Source organism: Streptomyces sp. BE303 (assembly GCF_036290945.1).
GTDB lineage: Bacteria > Actinomycetota > Actinomycetes > Streptomycetales > Streptomycetaceae > Kitasatospora.
On record NZ_JAQYWZ010000703.1, the window covers coordinates 21,589 to 36,533 of the forward strand.

At 73.8% G+C, this 14,945-nt stretch carries 14 protein-coding genes and 2 pseudogenes; 8 read left to right on the forward strand and 8 right to left on the reverse strand.

Features of this window, described 5'->3' with window-relative positions; translation table 11 throughout:
* Window positions 1-22 precede the first annotated feature (22 nt).
* The 3 genes from PUR56_RS16950 (at window position 23) to PUR56_RS16960 (ending at window position 2,214) form a co-directional block, all read left to right on the forward strand.
* Window positions 23-877 carry an alpha/beta fold hydrolase gene (locus tag PUR56_RS16950; protein ID WP_329949549.1) on the forward strand — a complete coding sequence of 285 codons (855 nt, stop codon included), beginning with the start codon at window positions 23-25 and terminating at the stop codon, window positions 875-877.
* 308 nt (window positions 878-1,185) lie between these two features.
* Window positions 1,186-1,545 (forward strand): STAS domain-containing protein, encoded by a 360-nt coding sequence (locus tag PUR56_RS16955; RefSeq protein WP_329880210.1) that lies wholly within the window; start codon window positions 1,186-1,188, stop codon window positions 1,543-1,545.
* Between the two features lie 195 nt (window positions 1,546-1,740).
* Entirely contained in the window at window positions 1,741-2,214 is a 474-nt protein-coding gene (locus tag PUR56_RS16960; RefSeq protein WP_329880212.1) for a hemerythrin domain-containing protein, read from the forward strand.
* 97 nt (window positions 2,215-2,311) lie between these two features.
* Here the strand turns inward: PUR56_RS16960 and PUR56_RS16965 are convergent, their stop codons facing one another.
* The gene (locus tag PUR56_RS16965; protein ID WP_329880214.1) at window positions 2,312-2,548 is read right to left on the reverse strand and encodes a DUF6296 family protein; all 237 of its coding nucleotides are present in this window, start codon (window positions 2,546-2,548) and stop codon (window positions 2,312-2,314) included.
* A gap of 481 nt (window positions 2,549-3,029) precedes the next feature.
* On the opposite strand from PUR56_RS16965, the gene PUR56_RS16970 reads away from it, so the two are divergent.
* Together PUR56_RS16970 and PUR56_RS43505 are read left to right on the forward strand one after the other, a co-directional pair.
* A complete protein-coding gene (locus PUR56_RS16970) occupies window positions 3,030-4,532 on the forward strand; it encodes an FAD-dependent monooxygenase (RefSeq protein WP_329949550.1) in 1,503 nt (500 codons plus the stop codon).
* 262 nt (window positions 4,533-4,794) lie between these two features.
* A pseudogene (locus PUR56_RS43505) lies at window positions 4,795-5,043 on the forward strand (amidohydrolase family protein); the annotation flags it as partial.
* Between the two features lie 189 nt (window positions 5,044-5,232).
* Here the strand turns inward: PUR56_RS43505 and PUR56_RS16975 are convergent.
* From PUR56_RS16975 to PUR56_RS16985, 3 genes are all read right to left on the reverse strand, one after another.
* Complete coding sequence (locus tag PUR56_RS16975) at window positions 5,233-5,934, reverse strand: TetR/AcrR family transcriptional regulator (protein WP_329880217.1); 702 nt, start codon at window positions 5,932-5,934, stop codon at window positions 5,233-5,235.
* A gap of 229 nt (window positions 5,935-6,163) precedes the next feature.
* On the reverse strand, window positions 6,164-6,721 hold the full coding sequence (locus PUR56_RS16980; RefSeq protein ID WP_329880218.1) for a type 1 glutamine amidotransferase domain-containing protein: 558 nt from the start codon (window positions 6,719-6,721) through the stop codon (window positions 6,164-6,166).
* A gap of 43 nt (window positions 6,722-6,764) precedes the next feature.
* Complete coding sequence (locus PUR56_RS16985) at window positions 6,765-6,986, reverse strand: DUF6479 family protein (RefSeq protein WP_329880219.1); 222 nt, start codon at window positions 6,984-6,986, stop codon at window positions 6,765-6,767.
* Window positions 6,987-7,298: 312 nt separating this feature from the next.
* On the opposite strand from PUR56_RS16985, the gene PUR56_RS16990 reads away from it, so the two are divergent.
* Window positions 7,299-7,559, forward strand: coding sequence for a DUF4235 domain-containing protein (locus PUR56_RS16990; protein WP_329880220.1), 261 nt, complete (start codon window positions 7,299-7,301; stop codon window positions 7,557-7,559).
* Window positions 7,560-7,843: 284 nt separating this feature from the next.
* Window positions 7,844-8,281: a hypothetical protein gene (locus tag PUR56_RS16995; protein ID WP_329880221.1), complete on the forward strand. Its 438-nt coding sequence runs from the start codon at window positions 7,844-7,846 to the stop codon at window positions 8,279-8,281.
* Window positions 8,282-8,608: 327 nt separating this feature from the next.
* Here the strand turns inward: PUR56_RS16995 and PUR56_RS17000 are convergent, their stop codons facing one another.
* Window positions 8,609-9,850: a hypothetical protein gene (locus PUR56_RS17000; RefSeq protein WP_443034522.1), complete on the reverse strand. Its 1,242-nt coding sequence runs from the start codon at window positions 9,848-9,850 to the stop codon at window positions 8,609-8,611.
* A gap of 436 nt (window positions 9,851-10,286) precedes the next feature.
* Window positions 10,287-10,661: pseudogene (locus tag PUR56_RS17005) on the reverse strand (phosphotransferase); the annotation flags it as partial.
* 96 nt (window positions 10,662-10,757) lie between these two features.
* Between PUR56_RS17005 and PUR56_RS17010 the strand changes: the two are divergent.
* Window positions 10,758-11,963: an amidohydrolase gene (locus PUR56_RS17010; protein WP_329949551.1), complete on the forward strand. Its 1,206-nt coding sequence runs from the start codon at window positions 10,758-10,760 to the stop codon at window positions 11,961-11,963.
* A 214-nt stretch (window positions 11,964-12,177) separates the two neighbouring features.
* Here PUR56_RS17010 and PUR56_RS17015 read toward each other — a convergent pair whose 3' ends face one another.
* Window positions 12,178-12,594 (reverse strand): hypothetical protein, encoded by a 417-nt coding sequence (locus PUR56_RS17015; protein WP_329880225.1) that lies wholly within the window; start codon window positions 12,592-12,594, stop codon window positions 12,178-12,180.
* A 95-nt stretch (window positions 12,595-12,689) separates the two neighbouring features.
* A complete protein-coding gene (locus PUR56_RS17020) occupies window positions 12,690-14,729 on the reverse strand; it encodes a phosphocholine-specific phospholipase C (protein ID WP_329880227.1) in 2,040 nt (679 codons plus the stop codon).
* Between the last annotated feature and the right edge of the window lie 216 nt (window positions 14,730-14,945).

Consider the following 14,945-nt stretch of genomic DNA (forward strand, 5'->3'; position numbering starts at 1 on the left):
GCCGTCCCCCAGGCTGTCCGACATGGAGTTCTTCACCTCGTACGACGGAACCACGCTCGCCTTCCGCACGCTCGGGGACGGCCCGCCGCTGCTCTGCCTCCCCGGCGGCCCCGGCCGCGCGGCCGAGTACCTCGGCGACCTCGGCGGACTGTCCGCCCACCGCACGCTGATCCTGCCGGACACCCGGGGCACCGGCGCCTCCGCGATTCCCGCCGACCCGGCCACCTACCGCGTCGACCGCCTGGTCGCCGACGTCGAGGCACTGCGCCGCCACCTCGGCCTGGACCGCGTCGACCTGCTCGGCCATTCCGCCGGCGGCAGCCTGGCCATGCTCTACGCCGCAGCCCACCCCGACCGGCTGAACAGCCTGACCCTGGTCACCCCCTCGTTCGCCGCCGTCGGACTGCCCTCCGACATCGGTGTGGACGAGGTGATCGCCGCCCGCGCGGCCGAGCCCTGGCACGCCGAGGCCGTGGCGGCGCACCGGCACATGACGACCGCGAACAGCTTCGCCGAGGCCGCGCCGTACCGGCTCGCCTTCGAGCCGCTGATGTACGGCCGCTGGGACGACGCCGCGCGCGCCCATGCCGCCGCCGACCCCGCCCAGCGCGCGCTCCCCGTCAGCGAGCACTACTACCAGGGCTACACGCCCGACACCGGGGAACTCCGCCGGCGCCTGGGCGCCCTGCACCGCCCGACGCTTCTCCTCGCGGGCGAGGTGGACGTGTGGCCCACCGCCGGAGCCGCCGTCGACGCCGCGTCACTCTTCACCGAGGTGACGCTCGCCGTCCAGCCGGGTGCCGGCCACTACCCGTGGCTGGACGACCCGCAGGCGTTCACGGCCGTGCTGGAGGGCTTCCTGTCCGCGGTGGGTTAGCCGCCCCGGCCCCGCCCCCGCCCCGGGCCCGGACGCAGACGTCGGCGGTGACGTCGCCGGCCATCGGCGGGCGCCGATGGCCGGCGCGGGCGAGGTCAAGGGCGCGGCGCGGCCGGCGTCGTCCGGGGCGGATCGGGCCGGTACCGCGCAGAGACCCGGCCGGAACGTGCCGAGTTGTCGCGCGCGGACCTGCTCGGCCTCGTACCAGGCCGGTGAATACTTTGCTGCGCCGGTGTGATTGCCCGCGGCGGCGCCCGACGGTGGTCGTGCAGACCGCACGGGGAATCCTAGGGAGCCGCCCGATCGACATGTCCGAGCACGAACCCGTCTTCACCGTCACCACCCGGGACGGCCTCGCCGGCCCGGTCCTGGAATGCTCCGGCGAGCTGGACCAGGACCAGACCGCCCGGCTCCACAGGGCCCTGCGGCGAGCCCTCGCCGCCCGTACGGCCCCGCCGATGCTGCTGGTCGACCTGAACGCCGTGACCTTCATGGACTCCGCGGGCCTCACCACCCTGCTGCGCGTACGCATCGAAGTGGCCAGCCAGGGGACCGAGGTCCACCTCGCCCGCCCCTCGCGTCAGGTCGCCCCGCTGCTGGAGATCACCGGCGCCGGGCAGATCTTCCCCGTCGATCACCAGGTGCCTCCGGCCCGCCCCGCTTGTTGAACCCTCCGAACGCCGCCGAGTCGCGCACGGGTCCGGCCCTGTCGCCGGCCGGTCTCCCGGGGGCACGGCGTTCTGTGCCGGTCACGGCCGTTCGGATGCAGGGCCGGGTGACGCGCAGAGGTGGGCGGGGATGGCTTCGAGGCTCAGGGGTATGTGTGCGGGGCCCTTTGTCGCACATCTGCAGGAGGTCGGAGCGTGGACGCGATCGTGTTGCTCAAGGACGATCACAAGGCCGTGGAGAAGCTGTTCAAGGCGTTCGAGAAGGCCGGTGACGGCGCCTACGCGGAGAAGCGCCGGATCGCCGATCAGGTCATCGAGGAGCTGACGGTTCACGCGGTCATCGAGGAGAAGGTGTTCTACCCGGCCGCCCGCGAGGCCGCCCCGGAGACGAAGGACCACGTGCTGGAGAGCGTGGAGGAGCACCACGTGGTGGTGTGGATGCTCTCCGAACTGGCCGGTCTGGACCCGAAGGACGAGCGGTTCGACGCGAAGATGACCGTGCTGATCGAGAACGTGCGCCACCACGTCGAGGAGGAGGAGAAGGAGTGGTTCCCCGAGGTCAGGAAGGCCATGGGCCGGAACCGACTGGTGGAGCTCGGCGAGCAGTTGGAAGAGGCGAAGAAGACCGCTACCCGGGACCCGTTGAAGGTGCCCTCCGCCGCGGCGTAGCCCGCGCTCCGTGGCGGTCCCGAGGGCGGTGACCGGACCGGGGCGGGAGTCCGGCGGACTCCCGCCCCGGTCGCGCGGCCGGGGGCGGCAGGCGCCCTCAGGCGAGGCCGACGAGTGACGTGATCCGCAGACCGGGCGAGCACCGGAGCACGCGGTGGTCGCCGCCACAGGTGATCTCGACCTCCAGGCCGCCGTCGCCGTCGATATAGACACGGTGCCCCGCCGGTCCGGTCCTGGCGCTGGCCGTCACGACGGCGCAGCGGACCGCGCCGGCCGGGTCCCGCAGGCTCGCCAGGTAGGCGGCGGTGACGGTGACGCCTGCCACGGTGGTCATGCGACCGGGTGGTCGAGCCGGAGGAACCGGCCCAGGGCTCGTGGCGTTCCGCTGTCGGTGTCGGACATGACGACCACCTCTCAGTGTCGAAGCTCCGTGCGTCGCACGCACCCCACCACCCTGCCTCCTGCCGGCGCGAGACGCGCGACAACCCGTGCGGGGCTCGGCTGCTCGGAGGACGTCGTGCGCGAGCCTGCTGCCGACCGGAACACGGCCACCGCCCTCCCGCTCCCGCGTCCGCAGAGCGGGTAGCCGCCGGAGCGGGCGCTCCGCACGCCGGTCTTGCCCCGTCCTCCATAAATGGCTACGTTGTATCCGAAAGGTGTTTCGGTAGCGCCGTAGCCGATAGCCGATACCCGGCGACCGGACTCCCGGACGCCCGTCCGGTGTGGACGCGCGGTCCGGTCCTACGGACCCCGACACGACCCCGGCACCGGACCCCGCCGCCCTGCCCGGCAAGATCAACGTGAGGCCGACCACCATGACAGCACCCCACGACACCGATGTCCTCGTCGCCGGAGCCGGACCCACCGGCTCCACCCTGGCGGCCGACCTGCTGCGGCGCGGTGTTCGCGTCCGCGTCATCGACAAAGCGACACGCGCCTTCCAGGGCTCCCGCGCCAAGGGGATCCAGCCCCGCACCCAGGAAGTGTTCGAAGACCTCGGCGTCCTCCACGAAGCACACGCCGAAGGCGGCCCCTACCCGCTCGCGGGACTCCACCTCGGGCCGTTCACCGCGCCGTGGCGGATGCAGCAGCGGAACAGACCGACCCCGGACGTGCCGTACCCGAACATCCTCCTGCTGCCGCAGCACCGCACCGACGCCATCCTGCACCGGCTGCTCGAACGCCACGGGCTGCGCATCGAGTACGGGGCCGCCCTGGAGACCTTCGAGCAGGACGCCGACGGCGTGACGGCGACGCTCTCCACCGGCGAGCGGGTGCGCACCGGGTACCTCGTCGGCGCCGACGGCGGCGCGAGCGCCGTCCGGGCGGCGACCGGTCTCGGCTTCGTCGGGGAGACCGACGACTCCGACAAGACCCTCATCATCGACGGCACGATCGACGGGCTCTCCCGCGACCGGTGGCACATGTGGCCCGGCGCGTCCGCCGGAGCGTGCCCGCTGCCGCACTCCGACCAGTTCCAGGTGATGATCCGCCTGAAGCCGGGCGAGGCGCCGGATCTCGACCACGCCGCCCTGACCGGCCGGTTCCACGCCCTCACCGGCCTCAAGCTCCGCGACATCACCTGGACCTCGGTGTTCCGGCCCAACGTCCGGCTCGTCGAGCGCTACCGCGCGGGCCGGGTCCTCCTGGCGGGCGACGCCGCCCACGTGCACACGCCCGCCGGCGCCCAGGGCCTCAACACGGGGGTGCAGGACGCCTACAACCTGGGCTGGAAGCTCGGGCAGGTGATCGCCGGCTCGCCGGACCACCTGCTCGACAGCTACGAGGCCGAACGGCTCCCGATCGCCGCAGGCGTCCTCGGCAGGTCCAGCGAGCTCTACCGGAGCCTCGGCCGGCACCGGGTCGCGGGCCTGAAGCGCGGAGACGAGGAACGGCAGCTCCGACTCACCTACGCCGGCGGCCCGCTCGCCGCCGGCGACGCCCCGGCCACCAGGACCCTGCGCGCGGGCGACCGGGCGCCCGACGCGCCGTGCGCCGCGCCCGGCACCAGCCGCCTGTTCGACGTCTTCCGGGGACCGCACTTCACGCTGCTGGCCTTCGGCCCCGGCGCCACAGCGGCCCTGCCCGGCCTGACCTGGCCGGCCGAGGGGGCCGAACTCCACCGCTACGCCGTCCGCGACGGGCGCGGGATCGACCGTGGCCACCTCACCGACGCCAGCGGCCGGCTGTCCGGCATCTACGGCGTCGACGGCGACGCGCTGATCCTCGTCCGGCCGGACGGTTACGTCGCCGCCGTCATCACGTCCGACTGGTCGGCCTCCTTCGCCACCGCGACCGCGGCCTACACCCCGCGATGACCCGGCAGGCCGTCCGGCGCCGCACGACGCGGTCCGGGCGCCCGCGGTCGGTCCGCGCGCCGCCGAAGACGCGCCGCGGACGACACCCCCCATGATCTCGATGTACCCGGCGCGGACCTGCTGGACGGCGCGCCCACGGTCGACAAACGGATGGTCGTCTTCTCCGACGGCGACCACGGCGTCTACAACCACCGGCCCGACCGCGACACGCTCATCGCCGACCGGGGCCCGCTGTCGGCTACATCGCCGGGCGGTACCGGGCATGCGCCTGATGATCGACCACCTCGCCGTCCACCCGTTCGAGCGGCTGCCCGCCGCGGCGGCCCACCTCGACACCCTCCTCGCCCTCGCGCGCCACCCCGGCAGCGGGGTGAAGGCAACGGGCGTACCGGGCATGGCGACGGATCCCTACCCCTTCACCAGCGCCCACGGCGTACTGCGGCAGGTCTTCGACGCGTTCGGTGCCGAGCGGTTGTTCTGGGGTACCGACATCACGCGTCCGTGGTGCTCGCGGCGGGAGGCGGCGACGATGATCACCGAGGAACCGCCCTGGCTGCGGGGCCGCGACCTCGAACTCTCATGGGCCGCGCCGTGGCCGACCGGATCGGCTGCAGCCGACCGGCGGAACGGCCGTCAACGAGGCCGTCAACGAGGCCGTCAACCCGGGCGTAGGCGACGTGCGTCAGCGCCGCGAAGGGGGTCAGGGCCCCGAGGCCTCGCCCGGCTCAGACTCCGGCTCCGGCTCCGGCTCCGGCACTGGCTTCGGCTCCTGCGACGAGTCGAGCCTGGCCCGTTCCAGCCCGGCGAGGAGCAGGTCCAGACCGAACCGGAACTCCTCGTGGAGCGGGACCGAGGTCAGCTCCCCGGCCGCAGCCTTCGTGGCCGGATAGCTCTCCGGGTCGAGCGAGTCGTAGTACTCCCGCAGGTGCGACCGGTCGTCGGCGCCGGGAGCCCCGGGGCCGTGTTGCTGGATGGCGAAGCCGATCACGTAGTGGCCGATGGCCGTGAAGGCACGGGCTGCCAGACCGACCGGGAACCCGTGGCCCAGGAACAACGTGAGGAGGCCCTCCCTGGCACGGAGACCGTTGGGACCGACGGGAACCCGGGCCGCCAGCAGGGGCAACGCGTCGGGGTGCCGGCACAGAGTGCCGTACAGGGCCTCGGCCGAGACGGTGGCGGCTTCCTGCCAGGGCAGGCCGGCGAGGTCTCCGGGCGGGACGCGGACCTCGCCCAGGATCCTGTCGGCGACGAGGGCGAGGAGTTCGTCCTTGCCGCTGAAATGCCGGTAGAGCGTCGCCGTACCGGATCCCAGCGAGTCGGCGACCATACGCAGCGTCAGGGCCTGGATCCCGACCTCGTCGATCAGCTTCAGGGCCGCGTCGACGAACTGCCCGACCTCCATCGGGGGGCGACCGCGCCGGTATTCCGGGGCCGGCGCCCGGCCCGCCCACCAGGCAGGACTTCCCGGGAGCGGCTTGACCTTCGACGCCATGAAGCAGTGGCCCTCTCGGCGGAGCTTTGCTGAAGAGTTTCGGACTTATCGTATCCGTTTTCGACATCGGGGCGGCGAAGGAACCCGTACGGGCGCGGACGGCCCGTCCGGGCCCGTACGGATCGGCTGCGGGCTCGCCTCAGTGCTGTGCGTTCTCCAACGCGGCGTCGATGCCGCGCAGGAACGCGTCGAGGTCGTCCGGGTTGCGGGAGGTCACCAGCCGCCAGCCGCCGGCGTCGTCCTCGACGAGCGGCTGGTCGGTCCAGGTCGCGCCGGCGTTGCCGAGGTCGGTGCGCAGCGAGGGGTACGACGTGAGGGTCTTGCCGTCGGCCACCCCGGCCTCGGCGAGCAGCCAGGGGCCGTGGCAGATCGCGGCGATCGGACGGCCGGAGCCGGCGAAGGCGCGGACCAGGTCGACGGCCTCCTTCTCCAGCCGGAGCGTGTCGGCGTTGATCGTGCCGCCGGGGACGACCAGCAGGTCGTAGTCGTCGGCGTTCGCCTCGGCGAGGGTGTGGGTCGGTTGCACGGTCTCGCCGGGGTCCTTGTCCCCGACCAGGGTGCGGATGCCGTCCCGGGAGACGGCGGCGATGTCGGTCCGGACGCCGATGTCGCGCAGGTGCCGTACGGGGACGAGGAGTTCGTCCTGCTCGACGCCGTAGTCGGTCACGATCGCGAGTGCTCTGGCGGTGCGGGTCATGGTCTCCTCCAGTTCAGGGGCCGGAAGTCAGTGTCGTGCGGCCTCACGCCTGTCCGCCCCGGGGCCGGCGCCGGCCGGAGTGCCGGCCCGGCCCCCGGGAGGCCTGGTTGGTGTAGGGCGGCGGCCTGCGTCGCTTCTGCCGGCGGACGCCCAGCAGGACGGCGCCGACCAGGGCGCCGCCGATGGCCGGCACAACCAGGACCAGCAGGATTCCGGACACGGCCGAGCCCGCTGCGGACGCTTGGTGGGCATCGTCGTCACGCACTGCGGGTGCCCGTGATCCTTCCGGGTACACGCGGCCGGGGTGTGGCGGCGGGGTGGTGGTGAGCCGCCGGGGTGGCGACCTCGGCCGGAGGCGAGCGAACCCGGCACCGGAGGGTTGGGAGGTACAAGGCGGGAAAGACGCCTGCGCATGGCACTCCTCCTCGGGTACGGGGACGGGGACGGCAGCGCGGGGGACGGGAGGGAGCCGTACGCCCGGCCCGGCCCCGTTCCACCCACGCCCGGCCAGGCGGGCGAAAGCGCCGGGCGGGCGCGGTCACGTGCAGCCCGGTCCGGCACGATCGAGGAGAGTGTGATGATCAAGATTCTCTACAAGCCGTTCGGCCTGCTCGCCGGCGCTCTCGGCGGAGTGCTGGCCGGGGCCCTCTTCCGGCGGCTCTGGAAGCTGGTCGGAGGCGAGGACGACGCCCCCAGCCCGACGGACGAGGACCGGAGCTGGCGCGGGGTGCTGACCGCGGCCGCGCTGCAGGGCGCGGTCTTCGCGCTCGTGAAGGCGGCGGTCGACCGCGGGGGAGCCGTGGGCGTCCGCCGGCTGACCGGAACCTGGCCCGACTGAGAGGCGGCCCGCGCGCGCATAGCGAGGCCCGAGCGGCGCAGGTGCCCGGCCCCGAGGGGGCGGCGGTCCGCACCGGGCCGATTGGTCGGCCCGCGGCGCGTTTGCCGGGCTCACATCCGGTCAGACGGACGGCAGACCCGCGGAACGACGGAGGGAATCGGCATGAAGACCGGTGTGAACGGGGGCCGCACGACGGGCTTCCGACCGACGGGGCGGCCCGTCCCCGAGCAGGCGACGGCGACCGCCGGGACCGATACCGACGCGATCAAGGAGTGTGCGCACCGATGACCCGCGAGCACAGCAACGAGAAGACGGTCCTCCCCACTGCGGCGGACCTCTCGACCCGGATGGCCGACACCCGCGAGCGGCTCACCGACGTCGTCGACGTCGTGGTGGCGAAGGCGGACGTGGGTGCCCGGGCACGGGACGCCGCCGCACACGCCAGGGAGAGCATCGGCCACACGGCCGACCAGGCCCTGCACGCCGTGGTGGAGCAGATCGGCGAGGTCGCCGACAGTCTGCGCGCCGGGGGCGCGCAGATGAAGGAGCACACCGCCGGTCTCACCGACTCGGCCGGCGAGGTGTTCGAACGGCTCTCGGAGCCCTCGACCCGCGGACGGGCCCTGAAGGACTTCCGGTACAGCGGTCCGGTGCTCGCCGCGGTGGGGGGTGCCCTGCTCGCCACGGCTGTGATCGTCACCGTGCGCCGCCGCCGTAGGTGAGGTGACCCACCGCCGGTCGGACGTCCGTCGGCATGCGGGGCCGACACCGGACACCCGGTGTCGGCCCCGCATCATGTCGTCACGGCGGTCCGCCCGGACCGGAGCTCCCCGGTCCGGGGCCGGGCGGCACCTGGGGGGCGGCGCTCAACGCCACGCCCCACTTGTACGCCGCGAGCCGGAACCGGAAGCGGAAGGGAACGACCGCAGGGAAGGGCGCCGGGATCGCCGGGACCGGCAACGTGACGACCGGGCGTGCGACGCTCTGGAAGCCCCGACGTCACGCGGTAGTTGTCGGGACACGCCTCTCGTCGTCCCAGCCGTCGGCCGTCAGCCGTCGGCCGGTTCCGGGAGGACGGCGACGGAGAGCGGAAGGTGGCCGACCGGGAGGCGGGTGGTCCGGCCGGTGGCGGTGTCGACGAGGGTGAGGCCGTTCCAGCCGCCCTCGCGGGTGAAGCCGCCGGCGACGTACGCGGTGCGACCGTCCGGCGAGAGGGTGACGGTCTCGTGCGGGCCGTCGAGGGGGAGGACGCGTTCCGTGCCGTCCGGGGAGCGGATGGTGAGGGAGGGGCCGGCGTCCGTGGCGGGGTCGATCGGCCCGGTGCCGACGACGTAGAGGGTGCCGTCGGGGGCGATGGTGGCGCCGTGCTGGTGGGTGTTGGCGGTCATCGGCTCGACGGTGGTGCGGCCGGTGGACGGGTCGACGACGGCGAGGCGCTCGCCTTCGAAGGGAAGCAGCAACGCGCCGTCGGTCGGGCGGACGGCGGCGTAGTGGGGCTTGAGCCAGGAGCCGAGGCCGCCCTCGGTGCCGTACGGGGCGACCTCGATGCGGCGGGTGTCCCAGGTGGCGGTGTCGACCGTCGTCACGTCGAAGGAGTCGTGGCCGGTGACGTAGACCTGGCGGCCGTCGGCGGAGACGTCCACGTCGAAGGGGCGGCGGCCGACCGGGACGACCTGGACGACGGCGCGGGTGGCCGTGTCGACGACCTCCAGGGTGCCGTTCCCCCCGGGCACGTTGACACCGACGTAGAGCCGGCTGCCGTCCGGGGAGAGGACGAGGCCCATGCCGCCGCCCCGGTACTCGCCGGTCGCCACGGGGCCGGTCCGGGTCCTGTACGGGACCAGCGCGGTTCGCGTGCGGGTCCGGGTGTCGACGGCGGCGACGCCCTCGGCGGTGGCTACCCAGGCGGTGCCGTCGGGTGCGACGGCGAGGGTGTAGGGGCTGGTACCCACCTGGACGGAGCCCAGATCCGCTGTGCGGCCGGTGCGGGACGCGTCGACGAACGTGACGGTGTCCGCACCGAAGTCGGTGACCAGGAGGACGGGGGCCGGCCGGTCCGGCGAGCCGGAGGGCGCGGTGGGGGTGGGCGCCACTGCGGTCGCCTGCGGGTTCGGGTTCAGGGTCGGGTCGGCGGCCGGCGGTGCGGGCGGGGCGTGTCCGCAGGCGGCGAGCAGCACGAGGGCCGACGCCGCGCCCGCGGCGGCCCGGGCCAGGGCGGCCCGAACGGCCACCTCCGATCCTCGACGGAATCGCCGGTCCGATCGGCCGGTGACAGGGGGGCGGTCGGTCATCGAGGGTTCCTCCACGAAGGGGCCGGCGGTCGGCGCCGGCGGGCCGCGGTGCCTTCCAGCCTGCGCCCTCGGGCCCCGGCGGGGGATCGGCGGCCCGGCCCGTCCGACGGCGCCGTTCGGTGGACGGCGGGGTCAACCGATCGGTTGACCCAGGTCGGTACCCGCCGCCACCAGGGAGGCGGGCCGCGGATGTGCCCGCGCACCACGGCTTCGGGCGGAGCCGACGGCGCCGGTCGGTGGACGGCGGGGTCAACCTGGATTCCCTGACAGCCCCGGCAAACCTGCGGGGCTGTCAGTGGTGGCTGTCCGTCCGGCGGTCAGGAACGTCCGAGGGATCGGTAGGTCCATCCGGAGGCCCTCCAGCGAGAGGGATCGAGGATGCCGCGGCCGGGCGAAGCGCGTCGGTGGCATCGGCCGCCGGGTCGTGCTCACCGGGCCGGCGGACCGTTGCGAGGAGTCGTCGCAGTGCAGCGTGGGCCGGTGGGGCCCAGGTGGCCTTGCCGCCTGGGCGGCCGTGGACGCCGGCCTCTCCGATGAGGAGGCAGGCGAGGGCGCGCCACACCGCCCAGCCGCGGGCGCGACGCAAGGTCGCGGCGCCCGGGGTCGGCCGGTACCCCGCGAAGAACCTGTCGATGGCGCCGTCCGGCAGCAGGATCCACGCCGCGGCGAGGTCGAAGGCCGGATCACCCGCGAAGAGGTCGCCGAAATCGATCACTCCGCAGAACGTGCCGTCTGCGGTGAGAACGTTGGCCGGGTGCAGGTCGCCATGGAGCCACAGTGCGGGGCCCGCCCAGGCGGACGCGGCCACGGCGTGGAGGCCGTCCGGGTCGGTCGGATCGGCGTCCGCACCGGCAGCAGGGAGCGGCTCACCGCCCAGCGCGACCGCACCGAGGAAGGGTTGACCTCCATGACCGGAACCACCGCCACCGTCTTCCGCAACGTCCGTCCGTACGGCGCCGATCGCGCCGTCGACCTGTTCGCCGCCGACGGTCTGCTGGTCGACCGCCTGCCGGCCGGCGCGGACCCGCTCGTCGTGGAGGGCGAGGGGCTGATCGCCCTGCCCACGCTGGTGGACGCCCACATTCACCCGGACAAGACGGCCTGGGGCGAGCCCTGGTACAGCCGGCGCCCGGCCGACTCGCTCCCCGAGTACGTCGGTGGCGACGTCGACCTCTACCGCCGTCAGCACACCCCGCTCGCCGCGCGCGCCCAGCGGCTGCTGGCCCACGCCGTGGCCTGCGGCACGCGCGCGGTCCGGGCCCACGTGGACGTCGCCCCCGCCTACGGGCTGGACGGGGTGACCGGGCTGGCCGAGGCGCGGGAGCGGTTGGCTTCGGCGCTGGACGTCCAGCTGGTGGCCTTCCCGCAGCACGGCGTCCGCCGCACCCCCGGCACGGCGGAGCTGCTGGCCGAGGCGGCGGCGAGCGGACTGATCGACGCGGTCGGCGGAATCGACCCCGCCGGCTTCGACGGAGGGCCGGACGGCGAGGGTCCCGCCCAGCTCGACCTGGTCTTCGACCTGGCCGAACGCCACGGCCTGCACCTGGACGTGCACCTGCACGACCGTGGCGAGCGGGGCCTCGGCCCGCTGCGTGACATCCTCGCGCGCACCCGGGCCGCGGGTCTGGCCGGCCGGGTCGTGGTCAGCCACGCCTTCTGCGTCCCGGAGCTCGCCGGCGAGTGGCTCGCCGAACTCGCCGACGAACTGGCGGAGGCCGGCGTCGGCCTCACCACCGTCGCCCCCTCGGCCCACCAGGTACTGCCGTTCCGCGAGCTGCAGTCGCGCGGCGTGCGCGTCGGCCTGGGGTCCGACGGCGTGCGGGACTCCTGGAGCCCGTACGGCAACGCCGACATGCTGCACCGCGCCCACCTGCTCGGCTGGACCACCGGTGCCCGCACCGACGAGGAGCTGAGCGACTGCTTCGCCCTGGCCGCCGACGGCGGCGCCGACCTGCTCGACCTCCCGCGCGCCACGCTCCGGCCGGGTTCCCCGGCCGACTTCATGCTGCTCCCCGGCGAATGCCTTCCGCAGATCGTGGTCGACCTGCCCCCGCGTGACGTCGTCGTCCACGCCGGCCGCGTGGTCGCCCGCGACGGCCGCTTCCACGGCTGACACCCGCCAGGGGTGGGCGACCTCGCCCAGCCCGGCTGCGGGCTGCTTGACGTCGGGTGCGGGGCGTCCGGCCCGCGGGTCGGATCGACGTCGGCCGGGCTGGGCCCGGAACCGGTCCGCGCTGCGGTGGGCCGGAAGTCCGCCATCGCTTCGTCGGGAGCCCGGCAACCGGCGATCCACGCCGCGGGAGCGTGACGTGGATCACGGCGCGGTGTCACGGTGCGGCGTCACGACGCGCCGTGCGGACCGCCCTCCCGCGACCGTAGGCGGGCCGGACCGACGGCAGGTGCATCAGCACCTGGGCGGCCGGCGGAAGGAGGGCGATCGTCAGGTCGACGACGGGCCGCGGTCCGTGGGCGTCGATCGTCAGCACCACCGTCACGGCGATCAGCGGGAGCGAGAGGGCGGCGAGGACGTCCAGCACACCGCGCGCACGACGGCCTCCGTGAACGGCGCGGCGGACCGTCACGCCCGACGCGGCCAGCACCCCGATCGCCGGAAGCAGGAGGACGACGTCGCCGGGCTCCGGCCCTGCGGGAATCCGGAGGGAGAACTCGGACAGCAGCATCAGACCCGCGACGAGCAGGAAGAGGGACCAGAGGACCGATGCGTAGCGCAGGGGAAGGGGCATGTGACCTGAATCCGGTGGAGGTGACGGCAGGTGGAGGATCCGGGCGGGAGGACGGCGCGCGGGCCGGGTGCCGGCCCGCGCGCCGAACCCCCGGCCTACCGCGGGCCGCCCCCGGGGGTGCCGCCGGCGGCCGGATCGGTGATGCTCTCGGCTCCGTTCTCCACGTGCCCGGCGAACCGGCGCAGGAAGCCGTCGGCGGTGTCGGCGGTGGCGGTGAGGTCGTACCACCAGCTGCTGTCGGTGATCGTCCAGGAGTTCCGCACGGTCGCGGAGGCGGGCAGGTGGAACGTCCAGGGACCGTCCGTACGGTAGGCGCCGGCCGTCACCGTGACGGTGCACGGGGCGGCGCCGCTGTTGGTCATGGTGAGCGTGAGGCGGCCGTTCGGGACGTCGGCCTCCGCGGTGACTTCCGGGTTGGCGTGCCCGGCGGTGGTGGCGGAGAGACGGTTGCCGCGGAAGCGTCGGTGCAGGCCGTTCGGACCGTAGAGGGAGAGGTCGTAGGAGCCGGCCGGCGTGCCCTTGACGAAGTGGTCGGTCAGGCTCTTGCCCGCCTCCACCGTGTGTCGCCAGGGCCCGTCCGTCCGGAAGGCGTTGGCGTAGAGGTGGACGCACTGCCCGGCGGTGCCGCTGTTCACCATGTCGATCCAGAAGGCCTCCGGGGTGACTCGCCCTGAGGCCTCGAAGGCGTACGGCAGGGCCCGGGCCCTGCGGTGCCCGGCCTCCTGCACCGGGAGGGTCTGCACGGGGGGCACCCTCGGCGCGGGGAGGCGGCGGCACTGTGCGGCGGCTTGCGCGGGGTTGCCGCCGGTGTCCGGGAGGTCCGGCCAGTCACTCCGCGGGGTGGTGAAGTCGAAGGCGGACCGGAGGTCCCCGGTGACCGCCCTGCGCCAGGGGCTGATGTTCGGCTCGGCCACACCGAACACCTCGGAGCAGAAGCGGATGACGGAGGTGTGGTCGAAGACCTCGGAACAGACGTACCCCCCGCGGGTCCACGGGGAGACGACGATCAGCGGTACGCGGAAGCCCAGCCCGATCGGCTTCCCGCCGCTGATCTCCCCGGCGGTGGTGACCGTGGACAGCCCGTCGGCCTCGGAGGTCGGCGGCATGGGCGGTGGCACGTGGTCGAAGAAGCCGCCGTTCTCGTCGTAGTTGAGGATGAACACGGTCTTGGCCCGGACGGCCGGGTTGGCGGCGAGTGCGGCGAGTAACCGCGCCGTGAGGTTCTCGCCGTCGGCGGGACGGTGGTTCGCGTGCTCGGACAGGGGCTCCGGGGCGACGATCCAGCTGACCTGCGGCAGCGTGTCCCGCGCGACGTCGTCGCCGAAGGCCGACACGAGGTCCGCGACGGTGGCGATCCCCTTGTCGTGGAGGGGCCGACCGGGGCCGGACTGCTTGAAGGCCGCGAACCAGGCGAGCGCGTTGTCGTCGAAGTTGTCGGTCTCCTGGTAGACCTTCCAGCTGACGCCGGCCGACTCCAGGCGTTCGGCATAGGTGGTCCAGCCGAACCCCGACTCCGGACACGTGTTGTCCATGACCGCAGCCTCACCCACCGAGAGGCCGTTGCTGCCGGTGAAGGCGTGCAGCCGGTTGGGGTTGGTCTGGGTCAGGGTGGACTGGAAGTAGTGGTCGCAGATGGTGAAGTTGTCGGCGAGCCGGTAGTAGAAGTCCAGGTCCGGGCGGGTGAAGTAGCCCATCCCGAGACCCGGGTCCCTGGCCGTGTTCCACCGGTCGTACCGTCCGCCGTTCCAGACGGCGAGGTCGACCGGCCAGCTCATGGCCGGTGCGTCCGCGCACGTGGCGGAGGTGGTCGTGGTGTCCATCCGGAAGGGCAGGATGGATCCGGTGCCACCGGACGCGGGCTGGTGCCACACCGGCTCGCCGGTCGGGAGCTTCACCGCGTTGCGGTCGCCGAAGCCGCGGACCCCGCTGAGGGAACCGAAGTAGTGATCGAAGGCCCGGTTCTCCTGCATGAAGATCACCACGTGCTTGACGTCGGCGATCGTGCCGGTGCCCGACGGTGCCGGGGCGGCCGTCGCCCTGCGCGGCGCGGCCGGCAGGGCTGCCGCGCCGGCCACGGCGGCGGCGCTGCCGAGGAGGGCGCGCCGACTGACACCGGGTCTGGATTCGTCGTTCATGAGGGGGGAATTCCTTTGTGGCTGAAAGGGGTGTGGGGGATGCGGCGCAAGGTGACGTCGGGGTGGGTCACTTCGCCGTGATCGAGGTGAACGGTCTCAGCACCGTCGAGGCGAAGGCGGCACGGTGGCTGCCGATGCGTGCGCGGGAGCGGGGTGGGGCTGCGCCATGGGATTCCTCTGGGGGGGGAGGGGGTTGCGATCCGGGCGGGATCGCGA

Bases quoted from the DNA above. Each gene is read 5' to 3' on its own strand.
- PUR56_RS16950 (WP_329949549.1), top strand. From the start codon at position 23: ATGGAGTTCTTCACCTCGTACGACGGAACCACGCTCGCCTTCCGCACG.
- PUR56_RS16955 (WP_329880210.1), top strand. From the start codon at position 1,186: ATGTCCGAGCACGAACCCGTCTTCACCGTCACCACCCGGGACGGCCTC.
- PUR56_RS16965 (WP_329880214.1), bottom strand. From the start codon at position 2,548: ATGACCACCGTGGCAGGCGTCACCGTCACCGCCGCCTACCTGGCGAGC.
- PUR56_RS16970 (WP_329949550.1), top strand. From the start codon at position 3,030: ATGACAGCACCCCACGACACCGATGTCCTCGTCGCCGGAGCCGGACCC.
- PUR56_RS16975 (WP_329880217.1), bottom strand. From the start codon at position 5,934: ATGGAGGTCGGGCAGTTCGTCGACGCGGCCCTGAAGCTGATCGACGAG.
- PUR56_RS16980 (WP_329880218.1), bottom strand. From the start codon at position 6,721: ATGACCCGCACCGCCAGAGCACTCGCGATCGTGACCGACTACGGCGTC.
- PUR56_RS16990 (WP_329880220.1), top strand. From the start codon at position 7,299: ATGATCAAGATTCTCTACAAGCCGTTCGGCCTGCTCGCCGGCGCTCTC.
- PUR56_RS16995 (WP_329880221.1), top strand. From the start codon at position 7,844: ATGACCCGCGAGCACAGCAACGAGAAGACGGTCCTCCCCACTGCGGCG.
- PUR56_RS17000 (WP_443034522.1), bottom strand. From the start codon at position 9,850: ATGACCGACCGCCCCCCTGTCACCGGCCGATCGGACCGGCGATTCCGT.
- PUR56_RS17010 (WP_329949551.1), top strand. From the start codon at position 10,758: ATGACCGGAACCACCGCCACCGTCTTCCGCAACGTCCGTCCGTACGGC.
- PUR56_RS17015 (WP_329880225.1), bottom strand. From the start codon at position 12,594: ATGCCCCTTCCCCTGCGCTACGCATCGGTCCTCTGGTCCCTCTTCCTG.
- PUR56_RS17020 (WP_329880227.1), bottom strand. From the start codon at position 14,729: ATGAACGACGAATCCAGACCCGGTGTCAGTCGGCGCGCCCTCCTCGGC.